Genomic DNA, 26522 nt, shown 5'->3' on the forward strand with positions numbered 1-26522 from the left:
GTCGACGCAACCGGCGGTCACGGGCGGCGCCGGTGTCCGACGGACGAGGGCGGCGGGGAGGAGGTCTGATCCATGCCACCATGGTTTCGGGGTGGCCGAAAAATGGTCAACGGACGAATGGCCGGTATCCATTTGGTCGTCGGTCATCTGACAGTCCGGTGTGGCGGAACAATGCGAGAGTGTCGGCATGACGGATGAGCGGGCGTCCGACCCGATCCACGCCGCACATTCCGATGTGGAGCTGTGGCGTCATCGGCTGGCCGAGCTCGCCGAAGACCCTGAGTTCGACACCCTGCCGTCCTCGGCGCGCGATCAACTGACCGCACTGCTCGCCGATCAGGGCGCCGATCCGGAGGCGTTCGTCCTGCGCGCCCAGAGCCTGCTCGGGCAGAACCCTGAACTGCGGGCGCTGTACCGGCGGCGGCACGCCGCGCCGACCGGCGCACGGGGTGAGATCATCGCCCCCACGGCCGATCGCCGGCGCCCGTCCCGCCGCTGGACCTGCCCGGTGCCGGCCTGCGGCTACGAGACCTGGGGTGACCGGTTCCACCCGGCCCAGCAGGACCACTGCCCGAACCCGTGGCACTCCCGCACGCAGCTCATGCTGGCCGACTGACCGTGAGCCCACTCGTCGGTTCGATGACGAACACGCTCGCCGCGCGGTGGAAGTCCTACCTGCTCGGCTCGGCGCTGCTGTTCTGGCTGCTCGGGGCTGGTCTGTTGCTGCTCGGCCGATCCGATCTGCTGCACACCGACACGTGCGCCCGCCGGCGCGATCTCGCGTGCTGGGCGCACGCCAACGGATCGGCCGGTGACGTGGTGCTGATCGTGCTGGCCGCGGTGCTGGTCATCGGAACCGCCTCGCTGCTGAGCGCGGCCGCCGGGCGGGTGCTCGCGCTGATCGGCGGCGAGTGGCCGGATCACGCCGTCGGCCGCGCCTGGCTCGCGAGGCGACGCCGGGCGCAGATGGCTCGTCGCCTGCGCGCCGTGGGTCGGGCCACCGCCGAGCGCGACGATCCGGAGCGGCAGCGGTTTCCGCCGGTGGCCGGTCCGGACGACCACGACGCCCTGGCGCCGACCCGGATCGGCAACGCCCGGGCCGCGGCGCTGCGGCGCGTTCTCGACGCGTACGGCCTGGATCTGGCCGTCTGCTGGCCGGTGCTGCTCGAGGTGCTTCCGGACGAGACGTACAAGCGGCTGGCGGCCAGCAGCGCGACGGTGCTGGGTCTGGTCCAGCAGTGGGTACTGAGTTGTGCCGCAATCGTCTGGCTGCCCCTGATCTGGACCGGTCGTCTCCAGGCGACGCCCCGCATCGTGTGCACAGTGCTCCTCGTCGCGGCCTGGGTGATCGCTGTGCGCACCACGTCCGGCCGGCTGAGGTCCGCCACGTTCGAGTACCTCGACGGTGTCGAAGCCACGGTGACCGCACACCGGCGCCTGCTCTACACCGGTCTCGGGCTGCAGCCGCCCGCCGACTCGGCCACCGAGCCTCAGCGTGGCGCCGAGCTTTCGGCGTATCTCAACCTGGAGGGCGGGAAGCCGGAACCGCTGACCTGGTGAACCGCAGTCCAGGGGCGCACCGGTCACCAGCACCACGCCACCGTGACGACGGGATTGGCTGGTCAGGACGCAGCGGTGCGCGCATCGACGTTCTTACGCCTTCGTTACGGAAGGCGAATCGGGCGCGCGTGAGCCATTGACGAGCGCGACGCTGAAGGCCAGCTACCAATCGAGGAGGAGGGCCGTTATGGGATCACTGGCACGGAGCTGGCTGTCGGCGGCGACGCTCGCCACGGTGGCAGCAGGCGCATCGTTCCTGCCGGCGACGGCGGTCGTGGCCGCCACCGGGTCGACGTGGAGGGCGACGGTGCCTCCGCTGATCCCCGACAGCCGGTTGACCGACGTGGTCGCCACCGGCCCGGACAATGCCTGGTCGGTCGGCTACCAGGCGTCGACCTACACCGGATACTCGATCGACGAGCCCTACGTGCTGTTGCAGTGGAACGGGCAGGCGTGGACGGAGCGGCGACTGCCGCACGAGGCGTTCGTGCTGTACAAGGTGGATGCGGCGAGCGCCGGGGACGTCTGGACGGTGGGCATCGGGGATCTCGGCCAGTCGTACGCCGGGCACTTCAACGGCCAGACCTGGACGGCACACGCGCCGTTGGGGACCTCGACAGGGCCCTCGGCGTTGCTGGACGTGGCGGCCACCGGCGGGGGACGGGCGGTGCTGGTCGGCCACGACGGCTCCCGGCCTCTCGTCGTCGAAGGCGACACCGGTCAGTTCAACCGGGTGGCGGTACCGGGGACGGAGCAGTACAACGGTGTCCTGCGAGTGGTCTCGAGCACCCGGGACGGCAGCATCTTCGCCGCCGGTGACAGGTACGTCGCCGACGCCCCCTACCCGGAGCCGACGATCGTGCAGCGGGTCGGTGGCGTGTGGCGGGTGGCGGCGTTGCCATCGGTTCCCAGCACCCAGCTGACCGGTGTGTGGGCTCGTTCGTCGACCGACGCCTGGGCGGTCGGCACCCAGGACTACGACTCCGCTCCCAAGCCGGTCATCCTGCACTGGGACGGAAGGACGTGGCAGCGGGTGGCCGGACCTGCACCCGCCGGCCGGGCGTATGCCGTCGCCGGTGACGCGAACGGCAATGTGTGGATCAGCGGCACGAATCCGATCCCGCCGTACATCGAGTACCCGGGCACGCTGTTGCTGCGCTACACCGGCGGCCGGTGGAGTGTGGCGTACGGACCGAAGGTCGGCGGCAACGACCCGAGCCTCGACGCCCTGGCCAACGTCCCGGGCACCTCGTCCTTCTGGGGTAGCGGGGCCGCCTCGCCCAACGGCTACGGCACCGCCGGCGTCATCGAGCGAACCAGGTGACGTAGGGGGAGTGCGCATCCGGGTGCTGCCAGGCGGCCACGGCGGCCTGGCAGCACCCGCACCCGACGGTCAGGGGACGAGGGCTACGAAGGCCAGGCCCGTCGTACGCTCCGCCAGGTCGAGCGCGGTCGCCGGGTCGTCCAGGCCGACAGTCAGCAACTCGATCGCGGAGAGGTCCAGAAGCCCGGAACGGACCAGGTTCCACACCGTGGTCACCGTCTCGTCGTCGCTCATCCAGGAACCGCGCAGGGTGAGCCTGCGGCGCATCAGGTCACCGTAGGCAATGGTGAGGTCCTGGCGTACGCCACCGATGAGCACGAGACTGCCGCGCCCCCGCAGGCTGTCGTAGGCGGCCATCGTCGGGTCCGCCGTCGGCGTGGCACCGAGGGTGTCCACAGCCACGTCCACCGGGCCGATGCCCGCCGCGTCCGTCGCGCGGTCGCCGGTCAGTCGGTGGGTGCGTACCCGGGGGCTGAGCTCGGCCAACCGGTCGAGCGACTCCTTGTTGCGGCCCACCGCCGTGACCGTCGCCGCGCCTTGCGCCAGCGCCACCAGCACCGCCGCGCCGCCCAGCTGACCCGTCGCGCCGATCACCGCGACGTCCCGGCCGGCCAGCGGGCCCGCCGCGTGCAGGCCCGAAGCGGCGATGCAGAGCCACGGCAGGAACGCCAGGCGGGCCGGGTCCGGGTAGTTCTCCGCACCGGGCAGCTTGACCATCGTCTCCTTGGCGCACAGCGCGCGCTCCGCGAAGACGCCGTCGTGCCACACCGTACGCATCCGGTCCGTGCGCTCGCTGCCGGCGCCGGAACCGCCCAGACCGATCCAGCCCACCAGGATCTCGTCGTCGTCGCCCGCGTCCAGCAGCGCGGTGTCCAGCACGATGTCGCCCGGGGCGACGTGGAACACGTCGGGCGCGACGTCGGTCACGCGAGCGACGCAGGAGGGACCCAGGATCAGCGGGACCGGCAGGCCGCCGCGGTTACCCCCGACCACCATTTTCGTGTACGCCGGAAGGTGCGCGGCGAGCACTTCCACGAGCACGCCGCCGCCCTGGAGGGTGGGCGCCGGTACGTCGCGCAGGCGCACGTCATCGTCATGTGAAGCAACAGTCCAAGCTCGCATGAGTCAACCATCGCGCGGCGGTAAGGTGGTATCCAGAATCGTTTTATTCTGGTACTGGAGGTCCCAGGGTGGGTGGGTTCTAGGGTGAGTGCCGAGCTTGGCGCGTTTCTGCGCAGCCGCCGGGAGCGGGTGACTCCGGCCGAGACGGGCCTGCCGGTCACCGGGCGCCGCCGGACGCCCGGGTTGCGCCGCGAGGAACTGGCCATGCTGGCCGGCATCAGCGCCACCTGGCTCACCTATCTCGAACAGGGGCGCGACGTACGCCCCTCCGGCCAGGTTCTCGACGCTCTCGGCCGGGCGTTGCGGCTCACCGCCGCCGAGCAGGAGCACCTGCACCGCCTCGCCGGTGGGGTCACGACGCCCGGGGAGGACGCCCCCGAGCAGGTCGCACCCGAGGTCGCGGGCGTTCCGGCGTTGCTGGGCGACAATCCGGCGTACGTCACCGGCATCTGTTACGACGTGCTCGCGATCAACGAAGCCGCGGCGGAGCTGTTCGGTGGCATCGGGCCGGACGGAAACGTCGTGCGTTGGATGTTCACCGACCGCGCGGCTCGCGATGTGCTGGTCGACTGGGAGTGGGAGGCGCGCGCCGTCCTGGCGCGGCTGCGGATGATCGCGGGACGGCATCCCGGCCACCCCCGCGTGGCCCGGCTGGTGGCCGAACTGAGCGAGGCGAGCCCCGAGGTGCGCGAGTGGTGGCCGCAGTACGACATCCAGTTCAGCCACGCGGGCCGCAAGCGCCTACGGCATCCCCGGCTGGGTGTGATCACCGTGTCGCACAGCGCGTTCCACGTCGCCGAGCGGCCCGAGCAGACGCTCGTCGTCTACCGCCTGCCGGACAGCGCGGGCCTGGCGTCCGGCACCCACTGAGCAGCCTGACGTTCCGGTGTGCCGGCGACTCGCGGAGCGTGCGGGATCGCTGCCGGCGTGACGGACTAGGAACTGCCGTGGCTCAGGTGGGCGAAGGCGTGGTCGGCGTCGGCGATCGCCTCGGGCTGCACATCGTGTGCGGTCCGCCCGTCGGCGATCTTCTGCCAGTTGGTCCGGGCGAGTACGCGTTGAACGGCGACCACCTGGGCGGCCTGCAGTCGCCCTGCGATGCCCGAGCCGAGGGCGGCGGCCAGTGCGGCCTCGTCGTCGAGCTGGTACTGCGTGAGTCGCCCCGTCAGGCTCGCGGTGGCGAATACCAGCCGGTGAAAGGCGATCACCTCGGGATGGTCGTTGAGGCCGGTGACCGGCTCGAAACGATCGAGGCCCGCCCGGAAGTGCCGGTGCAGGGCTGTCATCGGGGAAACATCGGGCCCTCGGCTGTCGACGACACGGGCGGCCTCGCCCTTGTGGTCGGCAAAACGGTGCAGGACCAGGTCTTCCTTGGTCGGGAAGTAGCGGAACAGCGTCGGCTTCGACACTTCGGCCGCAGCGGCGATGTCGGACACCGACACGTGGTCGAACCCGCGCGCCAGAAACAGGGAGATCGCCGCGTCCGCGATGGCGTCCCGCGTTCGTAGCTTCTTGCGCGCCCGCAGCCCGGCCGACTCGATCACTGCCACAGGGTATCATTTGTTACCGAGTTGCTTTATTTACTCGGTAACGTTTTACTGGGCGCCATGAAGCAGACGAACCCGACAGCCGCCGCACGACGGCACGATGCCGTGCCACCCGCACCCGGATCCCCGGTGCTCGTCACGGGGGCGACCGGCCGGATCGGCCGCGCCGTGGTCGACCAGCTGACGGACGCGGGGGTGCCGGTCCGCGCCCTCGTGCGTCGCTCCGAGTCGGCGGCGACACTGCCCACCGGCGTCGACGTCATCACCGGCGATCTCACCGTGCCCGAATCGCTCGACGCCGCACTACGTGCCGTCAGCACGGTCTTCCTCGTCTGGACCGCGCCGCCGCAGACCGCAGCCGCCGTGATCGATCGGCTGGCCGCCCACGCGCAGCGCGTCGTCTACCTGTCCGCACCACACCGGACCCCGCACCCGTTCTTCCAGCAACCGAACCCGATGGCGGCGCTGCACGCCGAGATCGAGCAACTCATCGCGGCCAGCGGACTCGAATCGACGATCATTCGACCAGGGATGTTCGCATCGAACGCCCTGTTCTGGTGGGCCGCCTCCATCCGCTCGGACGGCGTGGTCCGCTGGCCGTACGGCGCGGCAGAGACAGCCCCCGTGGACGACCGGGACGTCACCGCGGTCGTCGCACGAACCCTCTACGAAGACGGGCACGCCGGCGGTGACTATGTCCTGACCGGCCCCGAGTCGCTCAGTCAGGCCGAACAGGTGAGCATCATCGGCGACGTGCTGGGCCGCCCGATCACGTTCGAGGAACTACCACCCGACGAATTCCGGCGTCAGACCCCGGAGTCCTCGCGCTCGGCGGCGGACATGCTGCTGGCCGCATGGAACGCGACGATGGGACAGCCCGCATACGTCACCTCGACGGTGTCCGACCAACTCGGGAGACCACCGGGAACATTCCGGCTGTGGGCCACCGACCACGCCGCCGCGTTCACCGAGGTGGGAGGCAGCGTCACTGCATAGCGGTGGCCGGGGGGTGATCGAATGATTCGGGGCAGTGGAAGGTGTACAGCGAGTAGCCGCGCCCGATTTGCACACCGACGATGTCCGGGGACGCGGTCGGGTTCTCCTCGAGCGGGCGCCAGCTGCAGTGCATGCCGTTCCAGTCGCCCGAGTCCGCGGCGAAGACCATTGTCATCGCGGTGCCGCAGGCAGCACAGTCCATCGGGTACGGATCGGTCAGCGACCAGTTCGCGTATCCGCCGACCTTCCATCCCGGCGCCAACGACAGGTCGCTCTGATAGTGGGGACGGCTGTCGTCTTCGTCGTCGTCCCACTCGTCGAGCCGCTCGCGTAGGTCATCGGGGAGCAGATCGGCGTACTGGTACTCACGGACCTGCTCGGGGTGCACCACGCACGGAACCGGCAGGTACATGTCGCTGATCACCGGCGGCTCGGGGGGCGCTTCGAGCAGCGGGCCGACGGCGGAGCTGTCGCGCCAGTAGAGGAAGACGCGAGGGCTGTAGTGCCGATCCGAATGGTCCACCGGGCACCACAGCACCTGGAGCAGGTCGGTGGCGTCCGGACCGGCGTAGTCCGGGATATCTCGCTGGTACAGCTGCGCGACCGGGACCAACGGGATCGGATCCTCGATCAGGTCGTCCAGGTCCAGAGCGTCGGCCGCATCGAGCTCGGCCCGCTCCTTCGCAGTCAGGAAGTCCCCACCCGCCAGTGGCTCCCGGGCCTCTGCGGTCGCGAAGATCTCCCGCCGGCGGCGCAGGGCGGCCGGGGTGGTCAGGTTGTACGGCTCGTGCGCGCCCGCGTCGTCGCAGACCGGCCATTGCTCGTCGGCCGGCCACAGCAGCGGTCCGCCCACCGAGCTGTCCCTGACGGTCGGAGCGCCGGGCCGGGGATGCAGGCGGGTAGCGGTCGTGGAATGGTCCCGCAGCTCAGGAAAGAGCGCGCTGATGTCCAGGGGACGCGGAGGTGTGGTGCGGGCCATGGCGGTGGATCTTTCGGTCGTGGTCATCGGACGCCGACGATGTCGCCGGCGGGGACCAGCAGCATCATTCCGGCATCGTGCCGGTCCGATGTGCGGGGTCGGCTACCGGTCAGGCCAGTTGCAGCCGAGGTTCGAGGATCACCTCGAAGAGTCGGTCCCACGGCAGCTCGACACGCGCCGACTCGAAGCGGGTGAGGGTCGCCGTGAACGTCTTCGCGCCACGGCGACCCAGCACGATGCGGTGCCCGGCGAAGTGGTCGGCGAAGTACCGCTCGGTCACGGGTACCAGCCGTTCCCTGACCCAGCCGTCGAAGTAGGTCTTCTGCTCGGGCGTGAGCGCGAGCGGGTCCCAGCCCCGCGCCCGTGCGTGCGCGTACGCCTCGACCTGCACGATGTTCTTCCACGGGTCGTCCTTGACGAACCGGTAGAGCAGGTACTCGGCGTGGGCCTGGCCCGGCGCGCGCAGGTCGGGCACGCCGAACCCGCTGCCGGAGGCGCGCAGGTACGCCCACCGGGCGGTGCCGTGGCTGAGCGCCAGGCCGAGCGCGTTACCACCGGTGTTCCACCCTGAGTACGACAGCAGCGCCGCGAGATCCAGGTGGCTCTCCATCCGCGCTACCAGGTCGTGGTCGGCCTTGTTCACGATGAGCGGGTCCACCACGATGAGCGGGGTGCCGGCGGCCAGCAGCTTGCCGATCCGTCCGACGAAGGCGTCCAGGTCGGCGGCCCGTTGCCCGGGCGCCGTCGAGGGGGTGTTCACGGCGAGCACGATGTCCGCGTCGCGGCTGACGACCCGTCCTCCGACCGAGGTGACGTGCCGCCGGATGTTCTCCGCGAACGGGATGCCCTCCAGTTGTGCGGTCCAGTCCTCACCGGAGACGCCGGCGTACTCCACCCGGTAGGTGGGGCCGGTGCCGGCCGCGACCACCCGCGCGACCAGCAGCGCGTTGACCTCGTCGGCACCGGGGAAGATCTCCACCCGGTCGCTGACGCCGAGTTCGTCGACGAGCGCCTCCAGCTCCACCCGCTCGGCCCGGGCCAGGCCCACCGGCGCGGTGTCGTCCTCGGAGAGCACGAGGTGATTGATGGTGCCGTCGGCGACCCACTCGACCATAAGCCGGTTGACCTGGTGGTTACGGGCCCGGGCGGCCAGATAGTCCTCGACGACCTGGTCGGGGATCTGGGCCCGAACGGTGTCGAGCTGGGCGCGCAGCTCCTCCTGCCCGAGGTTCGTCACCTGGTCGTAAAGTTTCGCCCAGGAGACGAGCAGGTCGCGGTACCGATCCAGCTCCGTGCCCGTGCTGGTGATGGCGAGGCGCTGGATGGTGTCGTGCACCTCGATCACCGCCTCCGGCCGGGTGGAGCGCAGGGTGCGGATCGCGGCCAGGTTCGCCAGGGCGGCGGCCAGCGTCGGGGCGGCGGTGCGGGAGGCGATCAGGCCGCCGTACGCGAGCATGCTGACCGAGATCACGTACCCGTCGACGCTGGTGGTGGTGCCGAGCCAGCGGGCGATGGCGGCGCCGTCGCCGGGGGTGAAGAAGCGGCCCAGCGTCTCCCGTGGCGGCAGCTGCACCCGGGCGCCGGCGCTGGCCGCGGTCATCTGCGCCGCGTACGTGTTGACGGGCCGGTCGTCCAACGGGACCAGCGCCACGGTCAACTGCCGCTTGCCGGGGCCGGTGACCGCGGGCCCGGCGAATGCGGGCCGGCCCACGGCCACGGTGCTCAGCCCGGCCATGCCGGTGGCCAGAAGGGTGCGTCTTCTCATAGCTCACTCCTCTGTTTCGGTGCGCTCGCCGCGCGGGGGGTGGCCGGCACGAGCCGGCGGGTGATCCAGAGCGGTGAGGTGACGGCGTTGCCCATCACCACCGCATGGGCACCTGCCTCGAATGCCTGGCCGATCTGTTCCGTGTTGCGGTACCGCCCTTCGGCGATGACCGGAACGGGCAGCAGTGCGACGAGTCGCTCCACGAGCCCGAGGTCGGGCCCGTCCGTCGGTGGGCTGGCCGGTGTGTAACCGGACAGCGTGGTGGCGACGGCGTCCGCGCCGGCCTCGACGGCTGCGACGCCCTCGGCGGCGGTGGCGACGTCTGCCAGGATCAGTGCGTCGGTCCGTTCGCGGAGCACGCGGACCGTGTCGGCGAAGGCGCGGCCGTCCGGCCGGGGGCGGTCGGTGGCGTCGATCGCGACGATCTCCGCCCCGGCCAGGGCCACCTCGAGCGCGTGGGCCGCGGTCGGGGTGATGAAGACGTCCTCGGCGCCGTGCTTGTACAGCCCGATCATCGGAACGTCGACGGCAGCGCGAACGGTTCGGACGTCGTCCGGTCCGTTGACCCGGACCGCCACCGCGCCGCCGCGTACCACAGCGGCCGCCACCCGTGCCTGGACGTACGGATCCCGCATCGGATCGCCCGGGTCGTCGGGCAGCGGCTGGCAGGACACCACCAGCCCGCCGGCCAGGTCGTCGAGCACGTTCACCTGTTGGTCCCTTCGATGTGGGGTCGGTCGATGGCCAGTCGGGCGGCCCCGACGAGGACGGCGTCGGTGCCCAGCGCGGCGGGCAGGAGCGGAACGTCGGCCCAGCCGGCGGGCACCTCGGCCGAGTAGGCGGCCGACGCGGCGGGCAGCAGGGAACCGGCCGCTCCGCCGGCGACCAGGACAGCGTCCGGATCGAGCAGCGCCACCAATCCCGCCAGGGTCGCGCCGAGGACGGCTCCGGCCCGTTCCACGACCCGCTGGGCGGCGCCGTCTCCGGTCGCGGCGCGCTCGGCAACGGTCCGCCCGGTGACGTGGATGCCGGTCTCGATGGCGTACGCGGCGGCCAGCCCGCTGCCGGAGGCGATCGCCTCCAGATGCCCGTGGCGGCCGCATCCGCACCGCAGTCGTTCGGCGCCCGGGGCGGGCAGATGCCCCACCTCGCCGGCTACCCCGCGGGCGCCGGCCTCGACCCGGTCGTTGCGGATGATCGCCCCACCCAACCCGGTGCCGACGGCCACCAGCAGGATGTGGGCGCGGTCCCGTCCGGCGCCGGCCCAGCTTTCGCCGAGCGCGGCGGCGTTCACGTCGTTGGTGACGCGCACGTCGCGACCCAGCCGGGTGGCCAGCTCGTCGGCGACCGGGATGCCCGTCCAGCCGGGCAGGCTGTCGGTGGCGTACCGGATGCTGCCGGTCGCGGGATCGACCGTGCCGGCGGTGCCCACGCCCAACGGTCCGGACGTCGCGCCGAGCAGATCGGTGGCCAGCCGGGCGGCGACGTCCAGCACGGCCTCGGGCCCGGACCGGGCCGGGGTGGGCGCCTCGCGGCGCTCCAGCACCCGCCCGGTCCGGTCGACGAGCGCGGCCGCCGTCTTGGTGCCGCCGATGTCGATTCCGACAACCGGTGTCGTCATCCCTTGAGGCCGGTGTGCGCCAGGCCCTCGACGAACTGCTTCTGCGCGATGACGAAGACCACCAGGACGGGCAGGGCGGTCATCGACGCCGCGGCCATCTGGACGTCCCACATGGGGCCGCCGTACGCGTCGACGAACTGGGTGAGCGCCTGGGGCAGGGTGAACTTCTCCGGCGAGGAGAGGAAGACGATCGGCTCCAGATAGAGGTTCCAGCTGTGCAGGAAGGTGAAGATCGCCACCGCGCCCAGCGCCGGCCGCGACAGCGGCAGGGCGATCCGCCAGAAGGTGGCGAATCGGCCCAGCCCGTCGACCCGGGCCGCCTCCTCCAGCTCACCGGGCAGGCTGATGAAGAACTGCCGCATGATGAACGTCGCCAGAACGCTGGGGGCGCCGAAGATCGGCACCAGGATCAGCGGCCAGTGGGTGTTGACCAGGCCGAGTTTGAAGAACATCTGGAACAGCGGCACGATCGTCACCTCGCTCGGAATGAGCAGGCCCGCGAGGACGACCAGGAACAGCACGTTCTGGCCCCGGAACCGGATGCGCGCGAAGGCGTACCCGGCCAGCGCCGACACGGCCATGGTGCCGACCGTGACGACCAGCGCGATGTAGAGGCTGTTCAGGTACTGCTGCCCGAACGGCTGCAACTCGAACACCCGCTGGTAGGCGTCGAACCGGGGATTGGTCGGCAGGAGCTTCGGCGGGAAGGCGAAGATGTCCGCCACCGGCTTCAGCGACGAGGTGACCATCCACCAGGTCGGAAAGACGAACGGGATCGCCAGGACCAGCAGCACCCCGTAGAGCACCAGCTTGGTCCGGCGGGACAGGTCACGACTCATGGAAGACCCACCTCTTGCGCATCTGCCACTGCAGCACGGTGAGGGCGAGCACGATGGCGAACAGGACGATCGACAGCGTGGCGCCGTAGCCGAAGTGATGGAATTGGAAGGCCTGCTGGTACAGGTAGTAGACGAGGACCGTCGTCGATGCGCCCGGGCCGCCCTGGGTGAGCACCGAGATCTGCGCGAAGACCTGCAACGACCCGACCACTGTGATGATCGACGTCAGCAGGATCGTGGGGCTGATCAGCGGTACGGTGATCCGCCAGAACTGACGCATGCGGCTCGCCCCGTCCACCTCGGCGGCCTCGTACAGCTCGCCCGGCACACCCTGGAGGGCGGCCAGGAACAGCACCATGTTCAGGCCGACGTTCTTGAACACCTGCACGACGATCACGGAGACCATTGCGGTGCCCTCGCCGCGCAGCCAGTTCGGCCCGTCCACCCCGATGGTGTCGAGCAGCCCGTTGATCCCGCCGTTGTCCTGAAGCAGGAAGCCCCAGACGATGGTCCAGGCCACCAGCGAGACCACCACGGGCGAGAAGAACAGCGTGCGGAACACGATCGTGCCCCGCAGCCTCTGGTTCAGCAGGACGGCCAGAAGCAGCGCCAGGCCGAGGTTGAGCACCACCAAACCGACGGAGAACAGTCCGGTGGCGCGCAGCACCGCACCGAGGTTGGGATCATCGGCGAGAGCCTTGTAGTTGTCGGTGCCGACGAAGTCGAAGGTTCCGGCGAGCACGTTCCACTCGTGCAGGCTGTACCAGAGCACGAGGATCAGCGGCAGGATCACGAAGACGACGCTGCCGAGCAGTTGCGGTGCGATGAACACGTATCCGGCGAGCTGGTCCCGGCGGCGGCTGGTCCAGAACGGCCGGGCCGGGCCCGGGGTGGGCCCGGCAGCAGCCGAGCCCACCCTGGTGTCCGTCTGGGTCATTATCGTTGGCCTTACTTCGCCAGCAGCGGCTGGATCTTGGTGCAGACGCCGTCGAGTACGGCCTTGACGTCCGCGTTCGGCTGCCACAGCGGGTCGAGCCCGGCGCGGACCTGCTGGCTCAGCTCGGCCTGGCCGGAGTGGCTGGGCTTGACCACGCCGTTGGTGATGCCGTCGATGACGACCTTCTGCAGCTGCTCCGGCTTGAGCTTCGGGTTCGTCTTGGCGAGGGTCTCGGCGGTCAGCTGCGACTGCCGGGGCGCCGGGAAGAACTGGGCGAGCTTCGCCGAGTTCGTGGGGTTGGTGAAGAAGGCCAGGAAGTCGGCCGCCTGCTTGGCGTGCGGGCTCTTCTTCATCACACCGATGCCGGCCTGGCCGACCACCGCGTAGTTCCCCTTCGGACCGGCCGGCAGTGGCACCAGGTCCCACCCGAAGCCGTCGTCCTTCAGCAGCGAGGCGCGGGAGATCTGGGTGACCGTCATGGCCGAGTCACCGGCGAAGAAGTCGGCGGTCGTGCCGGGGCCCGGCAGCGCCTTCTGGGTGAAGGTGGCCTTGTGCAGGGTGGTCATCGCGTCGACCATCTCCGGGCTGTTGAAGCCACAGGACTTGCCGTCCTCGCTCCACGCCTGGGCACCCCACCCGGTCCAGAAGGTGGACAGGTTGTCCCAGCCCTTGTAGTCGAAGTCCCGGATGACCATCCCGGCCTTGCCGGAGTCCGCCGCCGTCGCCGCGGCGGTTGCCAGGGCGTTGTCCCAGTTCCACTGGCCAGCCGCGATCAGCTCGGCCGGGGTCTTCTGCCCGGCCTTCTTGACCATGTCGTTGTTGACGAAGACCCCGAACGGCGAGGTGGAGAAGGGGTACGCGTACAGCTTGCCGTCGTTCTGCCAGAGCTTGAGCGTGGCGGGGGAGATGTCCTCGTACCCGTAGCCCTCGGCCTTCTTGAGGGTGTCGTCCAGCGGCAGCAGCGCGCCCGAGGCCACGAAGTCGGGGGCGGAGTTCTCGAACACCCACGCGAGGTCCGGCGCGTTCCCGCCCGCGATCTGCGTCGTCAGGGTCGTGGTGTACGTGTCGAACGGCAGCGGATCGAACTTGATCTCGGTCACGTCCGGGTGGCTCTTGCGGTACTCGTCGGCGATCTCGTTGAACAACTTGAGGTGCGCCTCGTTGGCCGACCAGACGGTCATCCGCAGTGCCGCCGGGCCGCTGTCGTCGGCGTCGTCACCGCCACCGCAGGCGGTCAGGGCGAGCGTGCCGGCCAGTGCCACGGCAACGCCGCGCAGGGCCTTTCCTGCTTTCACAATATTCTCCTTACCGGGGGTGTGTTCAGTAGCCCGCGATCTGTGGCCAGCGCTGCTCCACCCCGGCCGCGGTGAGACGGTCCTGGAAGTCAGCCAGCAGACGGGGGGTGTTGCGGACCGCGCGCGGGGACTCGCCCTGCGCCAGACAGAAGTCGGCGAGCAGACCGGCGACCTCGCCGACGTTCCACTCGACGGGGTGCAGCCGGTAGCTGCCGTTGGTGATGTGGGTGGTGCCGATGTTCTTGCCGGCCGGCAGCAGGTTCTCCATCCGCTGCGGGATCAGCGCGCCGAGCGGGATCTCGAACGGGCAGGAGCCGACGTCGATGTAGTTGTCGCCGCCGGTCGACGGGTGCAGGTCGATCCGGTACATGCCCACGCCCACCGCGTCCGGGTAGCTGACCGCGCCGTGGTCGCCCCGGACCGCCAGGGACAGATCCTGCTCGGCCACCGTGTATTCGGCACGGATCCGGCGGGACTCGCGGATGTACGGGGCCTGGGCCAGGCCGTCCGCGCTGCCGGTCACGTCGCCACGCAGCCGCAGGCCCGGGAAGCCGGTGCCGCCGTCCGGGCGCGGCGCCTCCGTCTGCATCCAGTACAGCACCGAGTACGACAGCTCGCGGGCCTTGGACAGGTGCCACGACGCGTTCGGGACGTCGATGACCGGACCCTCGAAGTAGTCGATCATCGGCCAGTTGACCAGCGTGATGTCGCTGTCGTACGCGCCGTCGGTGAAGTTGCGCCGCGCGGCGATCCGGCGGAACGTCCACAGGTTGCCGTCGCCGGGGTTGAGGCGTTGGTCGGCGTTGACGCTCAACGGGTCGTCGTCCGGGTTGGGGGTGAAGCTGCGCTCGACGATCTCCAGCGTGCGCGGGTGCGGTGACTTCCAGGACAGCAGCCGGTCACCCCAGAAGTCGGGCTTGTAGTCGCGCCAGAAGTCGTACCCCGCGGGACGGTCGATGGTGTGGTCGCCGTCGACGTGGTCGAGGGCGAAGCAGACGGACACCGCCTGCATGTTCATCGGCTGGGCCTCGGCCGGGGCGCTCGGCTCACCGGTGTCCGCCTGCGATTCGAACCCGGTGACGTACTCGGTGCCCGTCAGCGGTAGCAACTCGCCGGTCTCGGTGGCGTCCAGGACGTACGGCGCGACCACGTCGATCCGCTCGTCGCGGTCGCGGTGCGCGAGGGTCACGCCGGTCACCCGGTCCCCGTCGGTCTCCGCGGCCACCGGCCGGTACGGCTGGAGCACCCGGATACGGCCCGAACCGAGGTACGGCGCGAGCATCTGTTCGAGGACAGCGACGGCCACCCGCGGCTCGTGGCAGAGCCGGCTCACCCAACCCGCACCGGGGTTGAGGTCGGTCCAGGACCGGGACCGTTCGGTCAACGGGTAGTGCCGACGGTAGTAGGCGCGAATGCCGTTGCGCAGCTCCCGATAGCTGGCGGTGGCGCCGAACTGCTCGATCCAGGAGTGTTCGTCCGGGGGGACGGCCTGGCTGGTGAGTTGCCCGCCGAGCCAGTCGAACTCCTCGGTCAGGATGACGGACCGGCCGGCCCGGGCTGCGGCGAGCGCCGCGGCGACGCCGCCCAACCCGCCCCCGACGACGAGGACGTCCGTACGCATGAGTACCACGTGTTTCCTTCCAAGTTGCGCGGCCGACCGCTCAGCGCCGGTCAACCGCCGGATCAGGGGTGCCGAGGGTGCTGCCCTCGACGATTTCGCAGGGGAGAAGTCGCTGCTGGACACCGTCCGCGCTGCCATCGATGACGCCCGTCAGCACCTCGACCGACTGTCGGCCCATCTCCTCGCGGGGGATGCGGAACCCGGTGAACGTGATGTCGGTGGGGACAGGGACCGTCGGGTCGCCGAGGGTCACGATCGACAGGTCGCCGGGCACGGTCAGGCCGCGCCTGCGGGTGGCCGACTCCAGCGCGACCGCCGTGGCGAAGTCCTCCACGAAGACGACTGTGGTCCCGTCGGCCAGCAGGGCGTCGATGGTGGTGTCGGCCTCGGTGGCCAGCGCCGACATCTGCCCGGCGCTCTGGGCGGTCGCCGCGGCGGCATGAAACCCGCGGCGCCGGTCTTCGGAGGATTCCGCGGTGGTGCCCGTGCTCACGTACGTCAGCCGGCGGTGACCGTGCCGCAGCGCGATCTCGACGAGCTGGGACACCGCCGAGGCGTAGGCGGCGCCGACGTAGGGGACCGGGCCGCCGGCGTCGTCCCGGCGCCCGACGGCGACGTACGGATATCCGTCGCGGTTGAGTCGGTCCAGCTCCGCGCCGGCGATCTCGCGCCCGAGCAGGATGCACCCGTCGGCCAGACGGAGCCGGTTGTCCTGGTGGAAGATGCGTCGCCGGCCGTCCACGACCGGTGCGCTGGTGAACAGCAGCAGGTCGCAGCCGACCCGCTCGGCGTACTCCTCGATGCCCAGCAGGAACGGGTGGAAGAAGTCTCGGCTGCCGCTGGGGAAGGCGGGCTCGTACGTGAAGACGCCGATGATCCGGTTGAACCGTGCGGCGAGGCGGCGGGCCACGGGGTCAGCCGCGTACCCGGTCTCGGCGATCACCCGCAGCACCCGGTCCCGGGTCTCCTGGGCGATGCGGACGTCGGCGTCGGTCCGATTGTTGAGCACCAGCGACACCGTCGCCTGACTGACGCCAGCCATCCGCGCAATGTCACGTTGAGTGACACGTCTGGGGGGAGGAGTCACGTCAGGTCCCTTCGGCGGTGCTAATGCGTATTAGCGATCGGCGTTGGGAAGGAGCTTGGCCGGTGGTCCGGCAGCTGTCAAGAGGTGAACGAAAGGTTTCGTCGTCATGAACTGGCTGGAGTAATGCGCATTAGCTGCCGAGGCTGCCGCCGGGTCACCGCCCGGCCGGGGTGGGTTGGCGAACCCCGAGCCACCTCTTGACAGAGGCGCCGCCGAGCGCGCAACATCGAAAAAACATAGATGCTAATACGTATTAGCTCGACGGCTTCAGTGGGTGTCCGTCGATCGATACCCCCTGCCCTCACTGAGCGTCACACACATCGTTCGTGCCGCCGACGATCCCACCGACCGAAGAGGAAGCCGCATGACGAGACCATCCACCCCGTCGTCCCGACGCGCTGTCCTGGCGGCCGCCAGTGCTGGCCTGATCGTCGCCGCCGTGACCGGCGTCCGGCCGGCAGCCGCCGAACCCCCGCTCGACTTCCCCCAGTTCACCTACCAGGGCACCGCGTTCGACAAGGGCGCCCTCGCCTACAACCCGACCAACGAGTTCATCTTCCCGAGCGTCATCCGGGCCGCCGACTACTTTCCCAACCCGCTCGGGACCTACTACCTGTACTACGCGCCGCACGAGCGTCCCGGCGGGATCGCCCTCGCCTACTCCGACTCGATCAACGGCCCGTGGACGGAGTACGACGCCAACCCCCTGATCGGCAACACCTGGCTGCCGTACTACCCGACGGTCAGCCACATCTCCTCACCCCACGCGGTGTGGATCGAGGGCGAGGGCAAGCTCTTCCTCTATTTCCACGGCGAGAACTCGATCACCCGGTACGCGACCTCGGACGACGGCATCCACTTCGACTACGGCGGAACGGCGGTCAGCCGCAACGACTCCACCGGTGGCGAGACCTCCTACGCCCGGGTGTTCGAGCAGTCCGTGCCCCGTCTGGGCAGCCGGTACCTGATGGTCTTCATGGACAATCCGACCGCCGCGCTGCCCGGACCTACCGGACCGGTGTCGCGACGGATCCGCTGGGCGGTCTCCACCGACGCGCGGACCTGGACCATGCAGCCCGAACCGCTCGTGACCCCGCAGGGCATCGAGGGCCCGAACGCCTCGGGGCCGTTCTTCCTGCGCTGGAAGGATCGCAACCTGGTGATCTACCACGCCGCCGACGGCAACATGCACGCGGTGGACGTCGGGCAGGACTTCGACCAGGAGACGCACCTCGGCGTCGTGCACGACTCGATGACCGCCGCGCCCGACCTCGGCCGCTCGGCCGCGTCGACGTTCTATTTCGACGGGCGCACCGCGCACATGTACTACGAGGCCGGGGGTCGGCTCACCGCGACCATCGGGCACGCCACCGCCACCCTGGCGGAGCCCGTGCCGGTACGGCAGCTCGACTGTGCGGCGGACCGACCGGTCCTGTGGCCGCCGAACCACAAGATGGTCGACGTCAACGTCACCGTGGACCTGCGCGACGGTGTGCTCGGCCCGAACGCGTTCACCCTGACCGGCGTGACCGGGGGCGACGCCACGGACGTCAGTGGCTTCGCCGTCGGCGGGCCGGACACGAGCGGCGCGCTACGGGCCGAACGTGCCGGAAACGGCGGGGACCGGGTGTACCACCTCACGTATGCCGGCCACGACGAGATCGGGCGGCCGGTCGGCTGCACCGTCACCGTCACCGTCCCACACGACCAGGCTGGCAGCTAGCGGATCGTCCCGGATGGACAGGTCGCCACGACGTGCGGCGGGTCCGCTGCCGTGCTGGTGGCGGAGGCGGGACAGGGGATACCTGTCCCGCCGATGACCGGTCAGCGCCCCTGACCGCCAGTTGGGGGTTCTTCCAGCCTCCGGGCAATCTGTTCGATGGCGGCGAGGTCGTCTGGGGTGAGCCGGTCGATGAAGTGACGTCGTACCGACTGAACGTGGGCCGGTGCGGCGTTTTCGAGTGCGTCCAGACCCTGCGCGGTGAGGACAAGGAAACAGCCTCTGCCGTCGGCCGGGTCAGGTGTGCGCCGCAAGAGGCCGCGTCCCTCCATTCTGGTGGCGTGCCGGGACAGCCGGCTGCGCGACCAGCCCATCTTGTCGGCCTGTTCCCCCAGGGTGCTGGTGTGGCCCGGCCGCTCCGAGAGGGTGCTCAGCACCTCGTAGTCCGGTTCGGAGAGCCCGACCGCGGCCAGGTCGCGGGTCGTGCCGCTCTGGACGGCGACCACTACCCGCAGGAACGCCCGCCACGCCCGTTCCTCGTCGGCGTTCAACCAACCTACGGCCCCGGCCGGCACACTCGTTGACATGTAATCAACCTAGCATCTACCCTTCGTTTCCATGTCAACGAAACCGGCGCGTGTCCTCGTACTGATCTGCAGCACCCGCCCGGGTGCCCTCGGCCCCCTGGTGGCGCAGTGGTTGATCGAAGCGGCCACCCCCCGTGCCGCCGCACTCGGCGTCGAGCTTGTGCCGGTGGCCCTCGGCGAACTGAACCTGCCGTTCCTCGATGAGGAGGAGCATCCGTCGTCGGGTGTCTACCAGCATGAGCACACACGTCGGTGGAGCGCGATCGTCGACGCGGCGGACGGGTTCATCGCAGTCACCCCGGAGTACAACTACGGGATGCCGGCGACGCTGAAGAACGCGCTGGACTACCTCGGCCGCGAATGGGCATGGAAGCCGATCGGCTTCGTCAGTTACGGCAACACGTCGGCGGGCACCCGGTCGGTTCAGCATGCCAAGCAGGTGGTGACCACGCTCCGCCTGGTTCCCCTGGGCGCCACCGTCGCGATTCGCATCGGTGACGCGGTGGAAAGTGGACGGCTGCTTCCCGACCCGGTCCGCGACACGGCGGGTGTCGGGCTGGTGGACGAACTGGTCCGGGTCGCCCACGCCCTGCGGCCACTGCGTGAACGCGGACGGGCCGGGACACTGTCCGGACCATTGCCGGGGTCGTACGCGAGGCGGTTGACCCCCGACGACGCGCCCGAGGTCACTGTGCTGCAGCGGTGCTGCTGGGTCGACGAAGCCGTCGCCAATGACACGATGGCCGTACCGGCTCTGCACGAGTCGCTGGAGGAGGTGCGCGGCTGGCTGGATACCTGGCACACCACGGGCATCTGGCTGGACGGCCGACTGCTGGGCATGGTGCGGGCCCGTCGCGAGGGCACAGACTTGCAGGTGGGCCGGCTCGCTGTCGTGCCCGACCTGCGGGGGCGTGGGCTGGGTCGGTGGCTGCTCCGCATCGCCGAGGCCGGCGCCCGACCGGACTGCCGTCGCATCGTGCTGTTCACCGGCGCGAAGAGCCTGCGGAACATCGCGCTCTACCAGAGCGAGGGATACCAGTCGGCATCACTCACCCGCCCGGACGGAACCACCTGCCTCATCAAGGGGATATCCGCCAGTCAGCGGTGACGCTGACGGTTGCCAGGGGACGTTCCGTGGTTGCGGCCAGAGGCCCTCGCCTCCCCGCCTCACCCCGCTGCTCGGCTTATCGCGGCACTGGCCAGCCCGTTCAGCGTGGTCAGGTCGGCCGCGCCCAGGTACGGATCCGACATCATGGCCACCACGACGTAGTGGCCGACCGCGGCGGCGACATAGCCGACGTAGCGGTCGCCCTCGTCGTAGGTGCCGAGGAACAGCACCGTGTCCGGCCCAAGGTGGTCCTCGGCGACCGGGTCGAAGCCCTCCTCGTCGCCGCCCACCCCGCACCGGGCGAGCTGAGCCTTCAGTTCCGTGATGTACCTGTGTGCCCCATCGCCGCGGTACCGGGCGACGTTCTCGTAGATTCGGAAACGGGTACCGAGATCGGCCGCCTGAGAGCGACTCATGAACGGCTGCGGCACCGGCGAGTCCGAGCATGGTTGGGGTAGCAGCGACCACACCAGACCGTCCTTCACCGGCCCGGGCGCGGCCCCGCCGAGATCGTCAGGCTGCAACATGACCCTGTCCGGAATCCCTCGTGGCCGCTGCTGCGCCGCCGCCGGCACGCCTGCCGACACCAGCCCCAGAATCACGGTAGTCACCACAATCAGTGTCCTTCGCATGCGAACCATCCTTTGCGTCGCCCGCGACCGATGGATGGGCGGGAATACCCAGCTTTCCCTAGGTACTCGTACTCCGCCGGCCCCTGCCTGATCAGCAGTCGTCTGTCCCTGCTCACCTCCACCGTGGTCCCTGGACGCCGGGCGCAGCGGTGACATCCTGCAGATGCGAACGTGTCGGGTGGTTCGGAGCCTTACCGCTGCACGGCACTACAGCCAGCTGTACTCGACGTCCGGGAGTACGGGGTATCGATCCAGGCCGCCGGGAAACCTAACGTCGGACGGCATGAGATCAACGAGGGGCCTGTCGAGACGGAGCGTCGCGCCGGCCGAGACCGGTGGGAGCGGTTCGCCGGACATTCCAGCAACCCCGGCCGTCCGGACATCGCCGTACGCGGTGCGCCTGGATGCGGTGACGAAGGAGTACGGGTCGGGGAAGAACGCGGTACGCGCACTCGACGCGGTGACCGCCGCCTTCCCGCGCGGCACGTTCACCGCAGTCATGGGCCCCTCCGGGTCCGGCAAGAGCACGTTTCTGAACTGTGCGGCCGGTCTGGACCGGCCGACGTCGGGCCGGGTCCTGCTGGGTGACACGGACGTGTCCGAGCAGTCGGAGACCGAGCTGACCGAGCTGCGGCGCGATCGGATCGGCTTCGTGTTCCAGGCGTACAACCTGCTGGGAGCGCTGACCGTGGAGGAGAACGTCACGCTGCCGTTGCGGCTGGCGGACCGGAAGACCGACAAGACGTGGCTGGGCCAAGTGCTGGCCGCGGTGGGCCTCAACGGGTACGGCAGGCGGCGCCCCAGCGAACTGTCCGGCGGTCAGCAGCAGCGGGTCGCTGTCGCCCGCGCGCTGGTCACCCGTCCGGACGTGGTGGTCGCGGACGAGCCGACCGGCGCGCTGGACACCCGTTCCAGCAAACGGGTTCTGGAGCTGCTGCGGGACGTCGTGGACGCGATGGGGCAGACGGTGCTGATGGTCACCCATGACCCGGTCGCCGCCTCCTACGCCGACTCGGTGCTGTTTCTGGCCGACGGCAGGCTCGCGGGCGAGCTGAACCGACCGACTCCGGAGCAGATCGCCTCGCGCATGACGCACCTGGGCGAGTGGTGATGCGCCGCTTGCGGCAGCTGGTCCGTGCCGTGGTGCCGTTTCCCAGGGACCTGTCGCTGGCGTGGAGCACGATCAAGGGGCGCAGGGGCGGTTTCGTCGGCTCCTTCATCGCGATCGTCGCGGGCTCGGCGGTGATCACCGCCTGCGGGATGCTGCTGGTGTCCGGGCTCGGCACCGGCGTGACCCCCGAGCGCTACTCGGGCGCGGCGGTGCTCCTCGGCGGTGCGCAGTCGTTCTGGCTCGACGAGTCCGCCGAGGTCCGCTACAGCGAGCGGGTCACGCTGCCCGCCGACAAGGTCGCCGCCGTCGCCGCGGTGCCCGGTGTGCGGGCGGCCATCGGAGACGTCAACGTCGAGGTGAGCCTGCTGGCCCCGGACGGCCACACGGTGGCCGGCCCGAACGGTTTCCCGGTGCTCGGGCACGGCTGGTCCGCTGCGGCGCTGGGCCCGTTCCGGCTGCGCGACGGCCACGCGCCCTCCGCGCCCGACGAGGTGGTGCTCGACGTCGACCTCGCCGCGCGCGGCGACGTGTCGCTCGGCGCGACGGTGCAGCTCGTGGTCGGCTCGCTCCCGTCCTCGTACCGTGTGGTGGGCCTCGCCGTCGCGCCGGGGGACGGGTTGGACCGGCAGTCCGCCGTGTTCGTCACCGACGGCCAGGCGAGCACGTTGTCCGGGCGTCCGGACCGGGTGGACGCCATCGGCGTGCTCGCCGCGCCCGGTGTCGTCCCGGAGCAGTTGGCCGAGCGCATCACGGCGGCCGTGCCGGGCGTGGTGGCGCACACCGGCGCGGGACGCGGCGATGTGGAGTTCCTGGACGTCGGTGACGCCCGCAGCCTGGTGGTCGAGACGGCGGCGTCGTTCGGCGGCACCATGGTCCTGATCGTGGTGTTCGTGGTGGCGAGCACCCTCGCGCTGTCGGTGCGGCAACGCAGGCGGGAACTGGCTCTGCTGCGGGCCATCGGCGCGACGCCGCAGCAGATCCACCGGATGATCGGCGCCGAGATGACAGTGGTGTCGTCGGTGGGCGCCGTGGTCGGCGCGATTCCCGGCGTGCTGCTCGCGTTCGTGATGCGCGGTGTGTTCGTCCTCGCGGGAGTGATGCCCCCGGACTTCCAGATGCGGGTGGGGTTGTTGCCCGTCCTGGCGTCGCTGGTCCTCTGCGTGCTCAGTGCCCGGCTCGCTGGCTGGCTGGTGGCCCGCCGGTTGGCCAGGGTCAGCCCGGTCGAGGCGCTCGGGGACGCCGCGATCGAGCCGAAGAAGTTCGGCCGGGTGCGGGTGGCCGTCGGCGTCCTGCTCATCCCGCTCGGGCTGCTGCTGACCTGGGGCAATGTCGCGGCTCCGGGCGACTCGGCCGCCGACACCGCCGGGAGCGCGGTCCTGTTGTTCGTCGTGGCGCTCGGCTGTCTGGGGCCCCTGCTGCTCCGGGGCGCCCTCGCGTTGTTCGGCTCGGGCCTGAACCGGCAGTCGACGGCCAGCGGCTTCCTCGCGCAGGCCAACGCGCGGGCCAACTGGCGGCGGCTCAGTACGGCCACCACACCGCTGGCCATGGGCGTGACCCTGGCGGCCGTGCAGGTGTTCGGCGCCTCCACGACGATGGCGGGGGCGCAGCACCAGATCGAGGAGGGCCTGCGGGCCGACCACGTGGTGACCGCGTCGTCCGGTGCCGGGGTGTCCCCGGAGGTCGTGGACGCGGTGCGGGCCGTGGCCGGTGTCGCCGTGACCACGCCGGTGGCCCGGATGCGGGTGCTGTTGACCTTCCCGTCCGAGGACAGCACCGCGACCAAGGTCTTCGCCGCCCAGGGTGTGACGCCCGAACGGCTCTCCGAAACCATGGATCTCGGGGTGAACGAGGGGGACATCGCGGAACTGCGGGGCGATGCGGTGGCGCTGAGCCGAATCGTCGCGGAGACCGTCCGGGCGAAGGTCGGCGGAACGGTCGAGCTGCGGCTCGGCGACGGCACGGTGGTCACGCCGCGGGTGGTCGCGATCTACGAGAACGGCCTGGGCTTCGGGGACGTCACCCTGCCCCACGACCTGGTCGTCGCCCACACCACCTCGCGGGTGTCCTCGGCCGTGCTGATCAGGTCGGTGGACGGGACCGACCCGACAGCGCTCACCGGTGCGCTGCGGGGCGCCGTCGAGCGCTACCCGACGGTCCAGGTCGGCGACCGAGAGGCGTTCCTGGCCACGTCGGGGTCCGGTGGCTCCGGTGACTGGGCGCTGAACCTACTGTTCCAGACGGTGCTGCTGGGCTACATCGCGATCGCCGTGGTGAACACCCTGGTGATGGCGACGGCGGCGCGGGTTCGCGAGTTCGCGAGCCTGCGACTCATCGGCGCCAGCCGGGACCAGATCCGCGCGATGATGAACGGCGAGGCCAGGATCGTGGTTTTCGCGGCGCTGCTGTTCGGTCTGCTGGCGACTGTCCCACCGCTGATCGGCATCAGCCTGGGCCTGACGAGGTCGCCCGTTCCCCGCATCTCGCTCACCGGGCTCATCGCGATCGTGGCGCTCACCATCGCGCTCTCCTGGGGAGCGATCAGGATGGCCACCCGGTACGCGATGCGACAGGCGTTGATCGACGCGATCGGCGGGCGGGAGTGACGAGGGGTTCAGCCGGGCCGGATCAGCGATCGCCCACCTGGCCCCCGGCGTTGAGGTAGGCGAGAACGGCGAGGACGCGGCGGTGGCCGCTGTCGGCCACGGCGAGGCCGAGCTTGGCGAAGATGTTGCCGATGTGCTTGTGCACGGCGTTGTCGCTGACGACGAGCCGTTCAGCGATGGCGTTGTTGTCGTGCCCCTGCGCCATCAACGCGAGTACCTCGCGCTCGCGGGGGGTGAGGGCGGCGACCGGGTCACCGGCGCGTTGGACGAGTTGCGCGATCACCTCGGGGTCCATTGCCGTGCCACCGGCGGCGACGCGGCGCAGCGCGTCGACGAACTCGTCGACGCGGCTGACGCGGTCCTTGAGAAGGTAGCCGACGCCGCCGCCGGTGGTGGCCAGCAGTTCGGCGGCGTACTGCTGCTCGACGTACTGCGACAGCACCAGGACCGGAAGGCCGGGATACTCCCGCCGGGCCTGCAGGGCGGCACGGATTCCCTCGTCGCGGAAGGACGGCGGCAGCCGGACGTCGACGACCGTGACGTCGGGCCGGTGTTCCCGCACGGCCGTCAGGAAGCCCGCCGCATCCTCGGCGACGGCGGCGATCTGGAAGCCCGCGCGACCCAGCAGCAGTTCCAGTCCGGTGGACAGCAGCACGTTGTCTTCGGCGATCACCACCCGCACGGCAGCTCCACGGTCATGGTCGTCGGCCCGCCGACCGGGCTGTCGATGTCGACAGTGCCGTCGAGCGCGAGCACCCGGCGCCGGATCCCGGCAATGCCGGTGCCCCGCCGATCGTCGGCGCCGCCGGTGCCGTTGTCGGTGATCACCACCGACAGGTTGTCCGCCGCGCGGCTGACCCGTACGCCGGCCGTGGTCGCGTGGCTGTGTCTGGTGACGTTGGTCAGCGCCTCGGCTACGGCGAAGTAGACGACGGCCTCCACCGCGGGCGGCACCCGTTCGAGGTCGCCGATGTCCAACCGGGTCGGCACGGCGCAGCGGGTGGTCAGGGCCGTCAGGGCACCGTCGAGCCCGCGGTCCGCGAGGATCGGCGGATAGACGCTTCGGATCACGTCGCGCAGTTCGGTCATCGCCTCTTCGGTTCCTTCGTGTGCGTCCCGAAGAAGGTCCTCCAGGAACCGCTCGTCGCGCGGATTGTCGGAGAGAGCCTGGCGGGCCACGGCCAGCCGCATCGCGATGGCCACCAGCCGGGCCTGGGTGCCGTCGTGCAGGTCGCGTTCGATGCGGCGCAGCTCCGCGCCGTGTGCGTCGAGCACGTCCGCGCGGGTGCGGGTCAACACGGCAACCCGCTCGGCGAGCTGCTCGTTCGTCGAGTGCGACAGCACCACCAGGCAGATCCGGGCGTGCGCGCGCGCGAACGGCGGGAAGCCCAGGTAGGCCAGCGCGGTGAGCAGGAGGATCTGGAGTGGGCCCAGCGTGAGGGCGGTCGTCCAGCCGGTCACCGGGACGTCGACGAACAACCGTGGCCTGGCCTCCGGCGCGAACGCCCACCACAGGGGTGTCGCGATCGCGGCGACCAGGATGTTGCCCACGCACAGCAGGGCGGGCAGCCCGAACGCCACTCCGGTGACGGCGTTCACCGGCAGCCAGAGCAGGGCGTGGGAGGTGCCGCTCGCGGCCGCTCGGCGTCTCGACGCGCCCTGGGCCGGACGCGATGCCAACGGCCTACCGAGCAGCCGGGCGGCGCGGTCACGGTGCCAGTCCGCCCAGAGCCGCGCGAGCCGTGGAACGCACAGCAGTGGCAGTGCGAGCACTGTGGCGACCCCCAGCAGCAACGAACCGAGCAGGTAGACACCGCCCCGCCGCACCTGCACCCACCGTTCCCCCGGCATGACACGACGTCCTTCCTCGGTGCCCCGGGAAGCTCGCACCGCCGGCACGGCGTCGTACCCTGCCCTGATTGTCGCCGCCCGCGTCATTCCTAACAGCCGATGGTACGGGGTAGCCGTCCACCCGAGTGCCGGACGCGCAGGCCGCAGCACGGCGCCGCGAGGCCGTGCCCCTCTGCGAGCGAATTCGGTGGCGGCGGTCGCAGCGGGCGTGCGAGCC

General features: G+C 70.5%; 24 protein-coding genes. 9 read left to right on the top strand and 15 right to left on the bottom strand.

Annotated features, from left to right (window positions below):
- The first annotated feature begins 187 nt into the window (after window positions 1–187).
- The 3 genes from AB0B39_RS17530 (at window position 188) to AB0B39_RS17540 (ending at window position 2884) form a co-directional block, all read left to right on the top strand.
- Window positions 188–616 carry a hypothetical protein gene (locus tag AB0B39_RS17530; protein ID WP_357489449.1) on the top strand — a complete coding sequence of 143 codons (429 nt, stop codon included), beginning with the start codon at window positions 188–190 and terminating at the stop codon, window positions 614–616.
- Window positions 617–639: 23 nt separating this feature from the next.
- A complete protein-coding gene (locus AB0B39_RS17535) occupies window positions 640–1560 on the top strand; it encodes a hypothetical protein (RefSeq protein WP_357489451.1) in 921 nt (306 codons plus the stop codon).
- A gap of 187 nt (window positions 1561–1747) precedes the next feature.
- The gene (locus AB0B39_RS17540; protein ID WP_357574795.1) at window positions 1748–2884 is read left to right on the top strand and encodes a hypothetical protein; all 1137 of its coding nucleotides are present in this window, start codon (window positions 1748–1750) and stop codon (window positions 2882–2884) included.
- A 69-nt stretch (window positions 2885–2953) separates the two neighbouring features.
- On the opposite strand, the gene AB0B39_RS17545 is transcribed toward AB0B39_RS17540, so the two are convergent.
- Window positions 2954–3970 (bottom strand): zinc-binding dehydrogenase, encoded by a 1017-nt coding sequence (locus AB0B39_RS17545; protein WP_357574796.1) that lies wholly within the window; start codon window positions 3968–3970, stop codon window positions 2954–2956.
- Window positions 3971–4090: 120 nt separating this feature from the next.
- Here AB0B39_RS17545 and AB0B39_RS17550 point away from each other — a divergent pair, with 120 nt between their 5' ends.
- Entirely contained in the window at window positions 4091–4876 is a 786-nt protein-coding gene (locus AB0B39_RS17550; protein WP_357574797.1) for a helix-turn-helix transcriptional regulator, read from the top strand.
- 65 nt (window positions 4877–4941) lie between these two features.
- Here the strand turns inward: AB0B39_RS17550 and AB0B39_RS17555 are convergent, their stop codons facing one another.
- Window positions 4942–5550, bottom strand: a complete 609-nt coding sequence (locus tag AB0B39_RS17555; protein WP_357574798.1) for a TetR family transcriptional regulator — start codon at window positions 5548–5550, stop codon at window positions 4942–4944.
- 27 nt (window positions 5551–5577) lie between these two features.
- On the opposite strand from AB0B39_RS17555, the gene AB0B39_RS17560 reads away from it, so the two are divergent.
- Window positions 5578–6549, top strand: a complete 972-nt coding sequence (locus tag AB0B39_RS17560; protein ID WP_357574799.1) for an NAD(P)H-binding protein — start codon at window positions 5578–5580, stop codon at window positions 6547–6549.
- Here AB0B39_RS17560 and AB0B39_RS17565 read toward each other — a convergent pair.
- The 9 genes from AB0B39_RS17565 to AB0B39_RS17605 form a co-directional block, all read right to left on the bottom strand.
- The gene (locus AB0B39_RS17565; RefSeq protein ID WP_357489459.1) at window positions 6539–7555 is read right to left on the bottom strand and encodes a hypothetical protein; all 1017 of its coding nucleotides are present in this window, start codon (window positions 7553–7555) and stop codon (window positions 6539–6541) included. The genes AB0B39_RS17560 and AB0B39_RS17565 overlap by 11 nt on opposite strands.
- An 82-nt stretch (window positions 7556–7637) precedes the next feature.
- Window positions 7638–9293, bottom strand: coding sequence for a DUF4127 family protein (locus AB0B39_RS17570; protein WP_234581827.1), 1656 nt, complete (start codon window positions 9291–9293; stop codon window positions 7638–7640).
- The gene (locus AB0B39_RS17575) at window positions 9290–10003 is read right to left on the bottom strand and encodes a putative N-acetylmannosamine-6-phosphate 2-epimerase (protein ID WP_357574800.1); all 714 of its coding nucleotides are present in this window, start codon (window positions 10001–10003) and stop codon (window positions 9290–9292) included. The genes AB0B39_RS17570 and AB0B39_RS17575 overlap by 4 nt, the downstream gene beginning before the upstream one ends.
- Window positions 10000–10914, bottom strand: a complete 915-nt coding sequence (locus tag AB0B39_RS17580) for an ROK family protein (protein ID WP_357574801.1) — start codon at window positions 10912–10914, stop codon at window positions 10000–10002. Before AB0B39_RS17580 ends, AB0B39_RS17575 begins: the two co-directional genes overlap by 4 nt.
- Complete coding sequence (locus AB0B39_RS17585; protein WP_234581824.1) at window positions 10911–11753, bottom strand: carbohydrate ABC transporter permease; 843 nt, start codon at window positions 11751–11753, stop codon at window positions 10911–10913. The genes AB0B39_RS17580 and AB0B39_RS17585 overlap by 4 nt, the downstream gene beginning before the upstream one ends.
- Window positions 11743–12690 carry a sugar ABC transporter permease gene (locus tag AB0B39_RS17590; RefSeq protein WP_357489468.1) on the bottom strand — a complete coding sequence of 316 codons (948 nt, stop codon included), beginning with the start codon at window positions 12688–12690 and terminating at the stop codon, window positions 11743–11745. The genes AB0B39_RS17585 and AB0B39_RS17590 overlap by 11 nt, the downstream gene beginning before the upstream one ends.
- An 11-nt stretch (window positions 12691–12701) precedes the next feature.
- On the bottom strand, window positions 12702–13985 hold the full coding sequence (locus tag AB0B39_RS17595; protein WP_234581822.1) for a sugar ABC transporter substrate-binding protein: 1284 nt from the start codon (window positions 13983–13985) through the stop codon (window positions 12702–12704).
- A gap of 25 nt (window positions 13986–14010) precedes the next feature.
- Window positions 14011–15606: an FAD-dependent oxidoreductase gene (locus AB0B39_RS17600; RefSeq protein WP_357574802.1), complete on the bottom strand. Its 1596-nt coding sequence runs from the start codon at window positions 15604–15606 to the stop codon at window positions 14011–14013.
- Window positions 15607–15646: 40 nt separating this feature from the next.
- Window positions 15647–16693, bottom strand: coding sequence for a LacI family DNA-binding transcriptional regulator (locus tag AB0B39_RS17605; RefSeq protein ID WP_308195331.1), 1047 nt, complete (start codon window positions 16691–16693; stop codon window positions 15647–15649).
- Between the two features lie 364 nt (window positions 16694–17057).
- Between AB0B39_RS17605 and AB0B39_RS17610 the strand changes: the two genes are divergently transcribed.
- A complete protein-coding gene (locus tag AB0B39_RS17610; protein WP_357574803.1) occupies window positions 17058–18416 on the top strand; it encodes a hypothetical protein in 1359 nt (452 codons plus the stop codon).
- A gap of 101 nt (window positions 18417–18517) precedes the next feature.
- Here the strand turns inward: AB0B39_RS17610 and AB0B39_RS17615 are convergent, their stop codons facing one another.
- Entirely contained in the window at window positions 18518–19000 is a 483-nt protein-coding gene (locus AB0B39_RS17615) for a MarR family winged helix-turn-helix transcriptional regulator (protein WP_357574804.1), read from the bottom strand.
- 31 nt (window positions 19001–19031) lie between these two features.
- Between AB0B39_RS17615 and AB0B39_RS17620 the strand changes: the two genes are divergently transcribed.
- Entirely contained in the window at window positions 19032–20108 is a 1077-nt protein-coding gene (locus tag AB0B39_RS17620; RefSeq protein WP_357574805.1) for a bifunctional NAD(P)H-dependent oxidoreductase/GNAT family N-acetyltransferase, read from the top strand.
- Between the two features lie 59 nt (window positions 20109–20167).
- On the opposite strand, the gene AB0B39_RS17625 is transcribed toward AB0B39_RS17620, so the two are convergent.
- Window positions 20168–20740 carry a hypothetical protein gene (locus AB0B39_RS17625; RefSeq protein WP_357574806.1) on the bottom strand — a complete coding sequence of 191 codons (573 nt, stop codon included), beginning with the start codon at window positions 20738–20740 and terminating at the stop codon, window positions 20168–20170.
- A 409-nt stretch (window positions 20741–21149) separates the two neighbouring features.
- On the opposite strand from AB0B39_RS17625, the gene AB0B39_RS17630 reads away from it, so the two are divergent.
- Window positions 21150–21851, top strand: a complete 702-nt coding sequence (locus AB0B39_RS17630; RefSeq protein WP_357574807.1) for an ABC transporter ATP-binding protein — start codon at window positions 21150–21152, stop codon at window positions 21849–21851.
- Complete coding sequence (locus AB0B39_RS17635; protein WP_357574808.1) at window positions 21851–24454, top strand: ABC transporter permease; 2604 nt, start codon at window positions 21851–21853, stop codon at window positions 24452–24454. Before AB0B39_RS17630 ends, AB0B39_RS17635 begins: the two co-directional genes overlap by 1 nt.
- Window positions 24455–24476: 22 nt before the next feature.
- Here AB0B39_RS17635 and AB0B39_RS17640 read toward each other — a convergent pair whose 3' ends face one another.
- Window positions 24477–25136, bottom strand: coding sequence for a response regulator transcription factor (locus tag AB0B39_RS17640; protein ID WP_357574809.1), 660 nt, complete (start codon window positions 25134–25136; stop codon window positions 24477–24479).
- Window positions 25124–26305, bottom strand: a complete 1182-nt coding sequence (locus AB0B39_RS17645) for a histidine kinase (RefSeq protein WP_357574810.1) — start codon at window positions 26303–26305, stop codon at window positions 25124–25126. Before AB0B39_RS17645 ends, AB0B39_RS17640 begins: the two co-directional genes overlap by 13 nt.
- Window positions 26306–26522 lie beyond the last annotated feature (217 nt).

Source organism: Micromonospora sp. NPDC049114 (genome assembly GCF_040648635.1).
Classification (GTDB): Bacteria; Actinomycetota; Actinomycetes; order Mycobacteriales; family Micromonosporaceae; genus Micromonospora.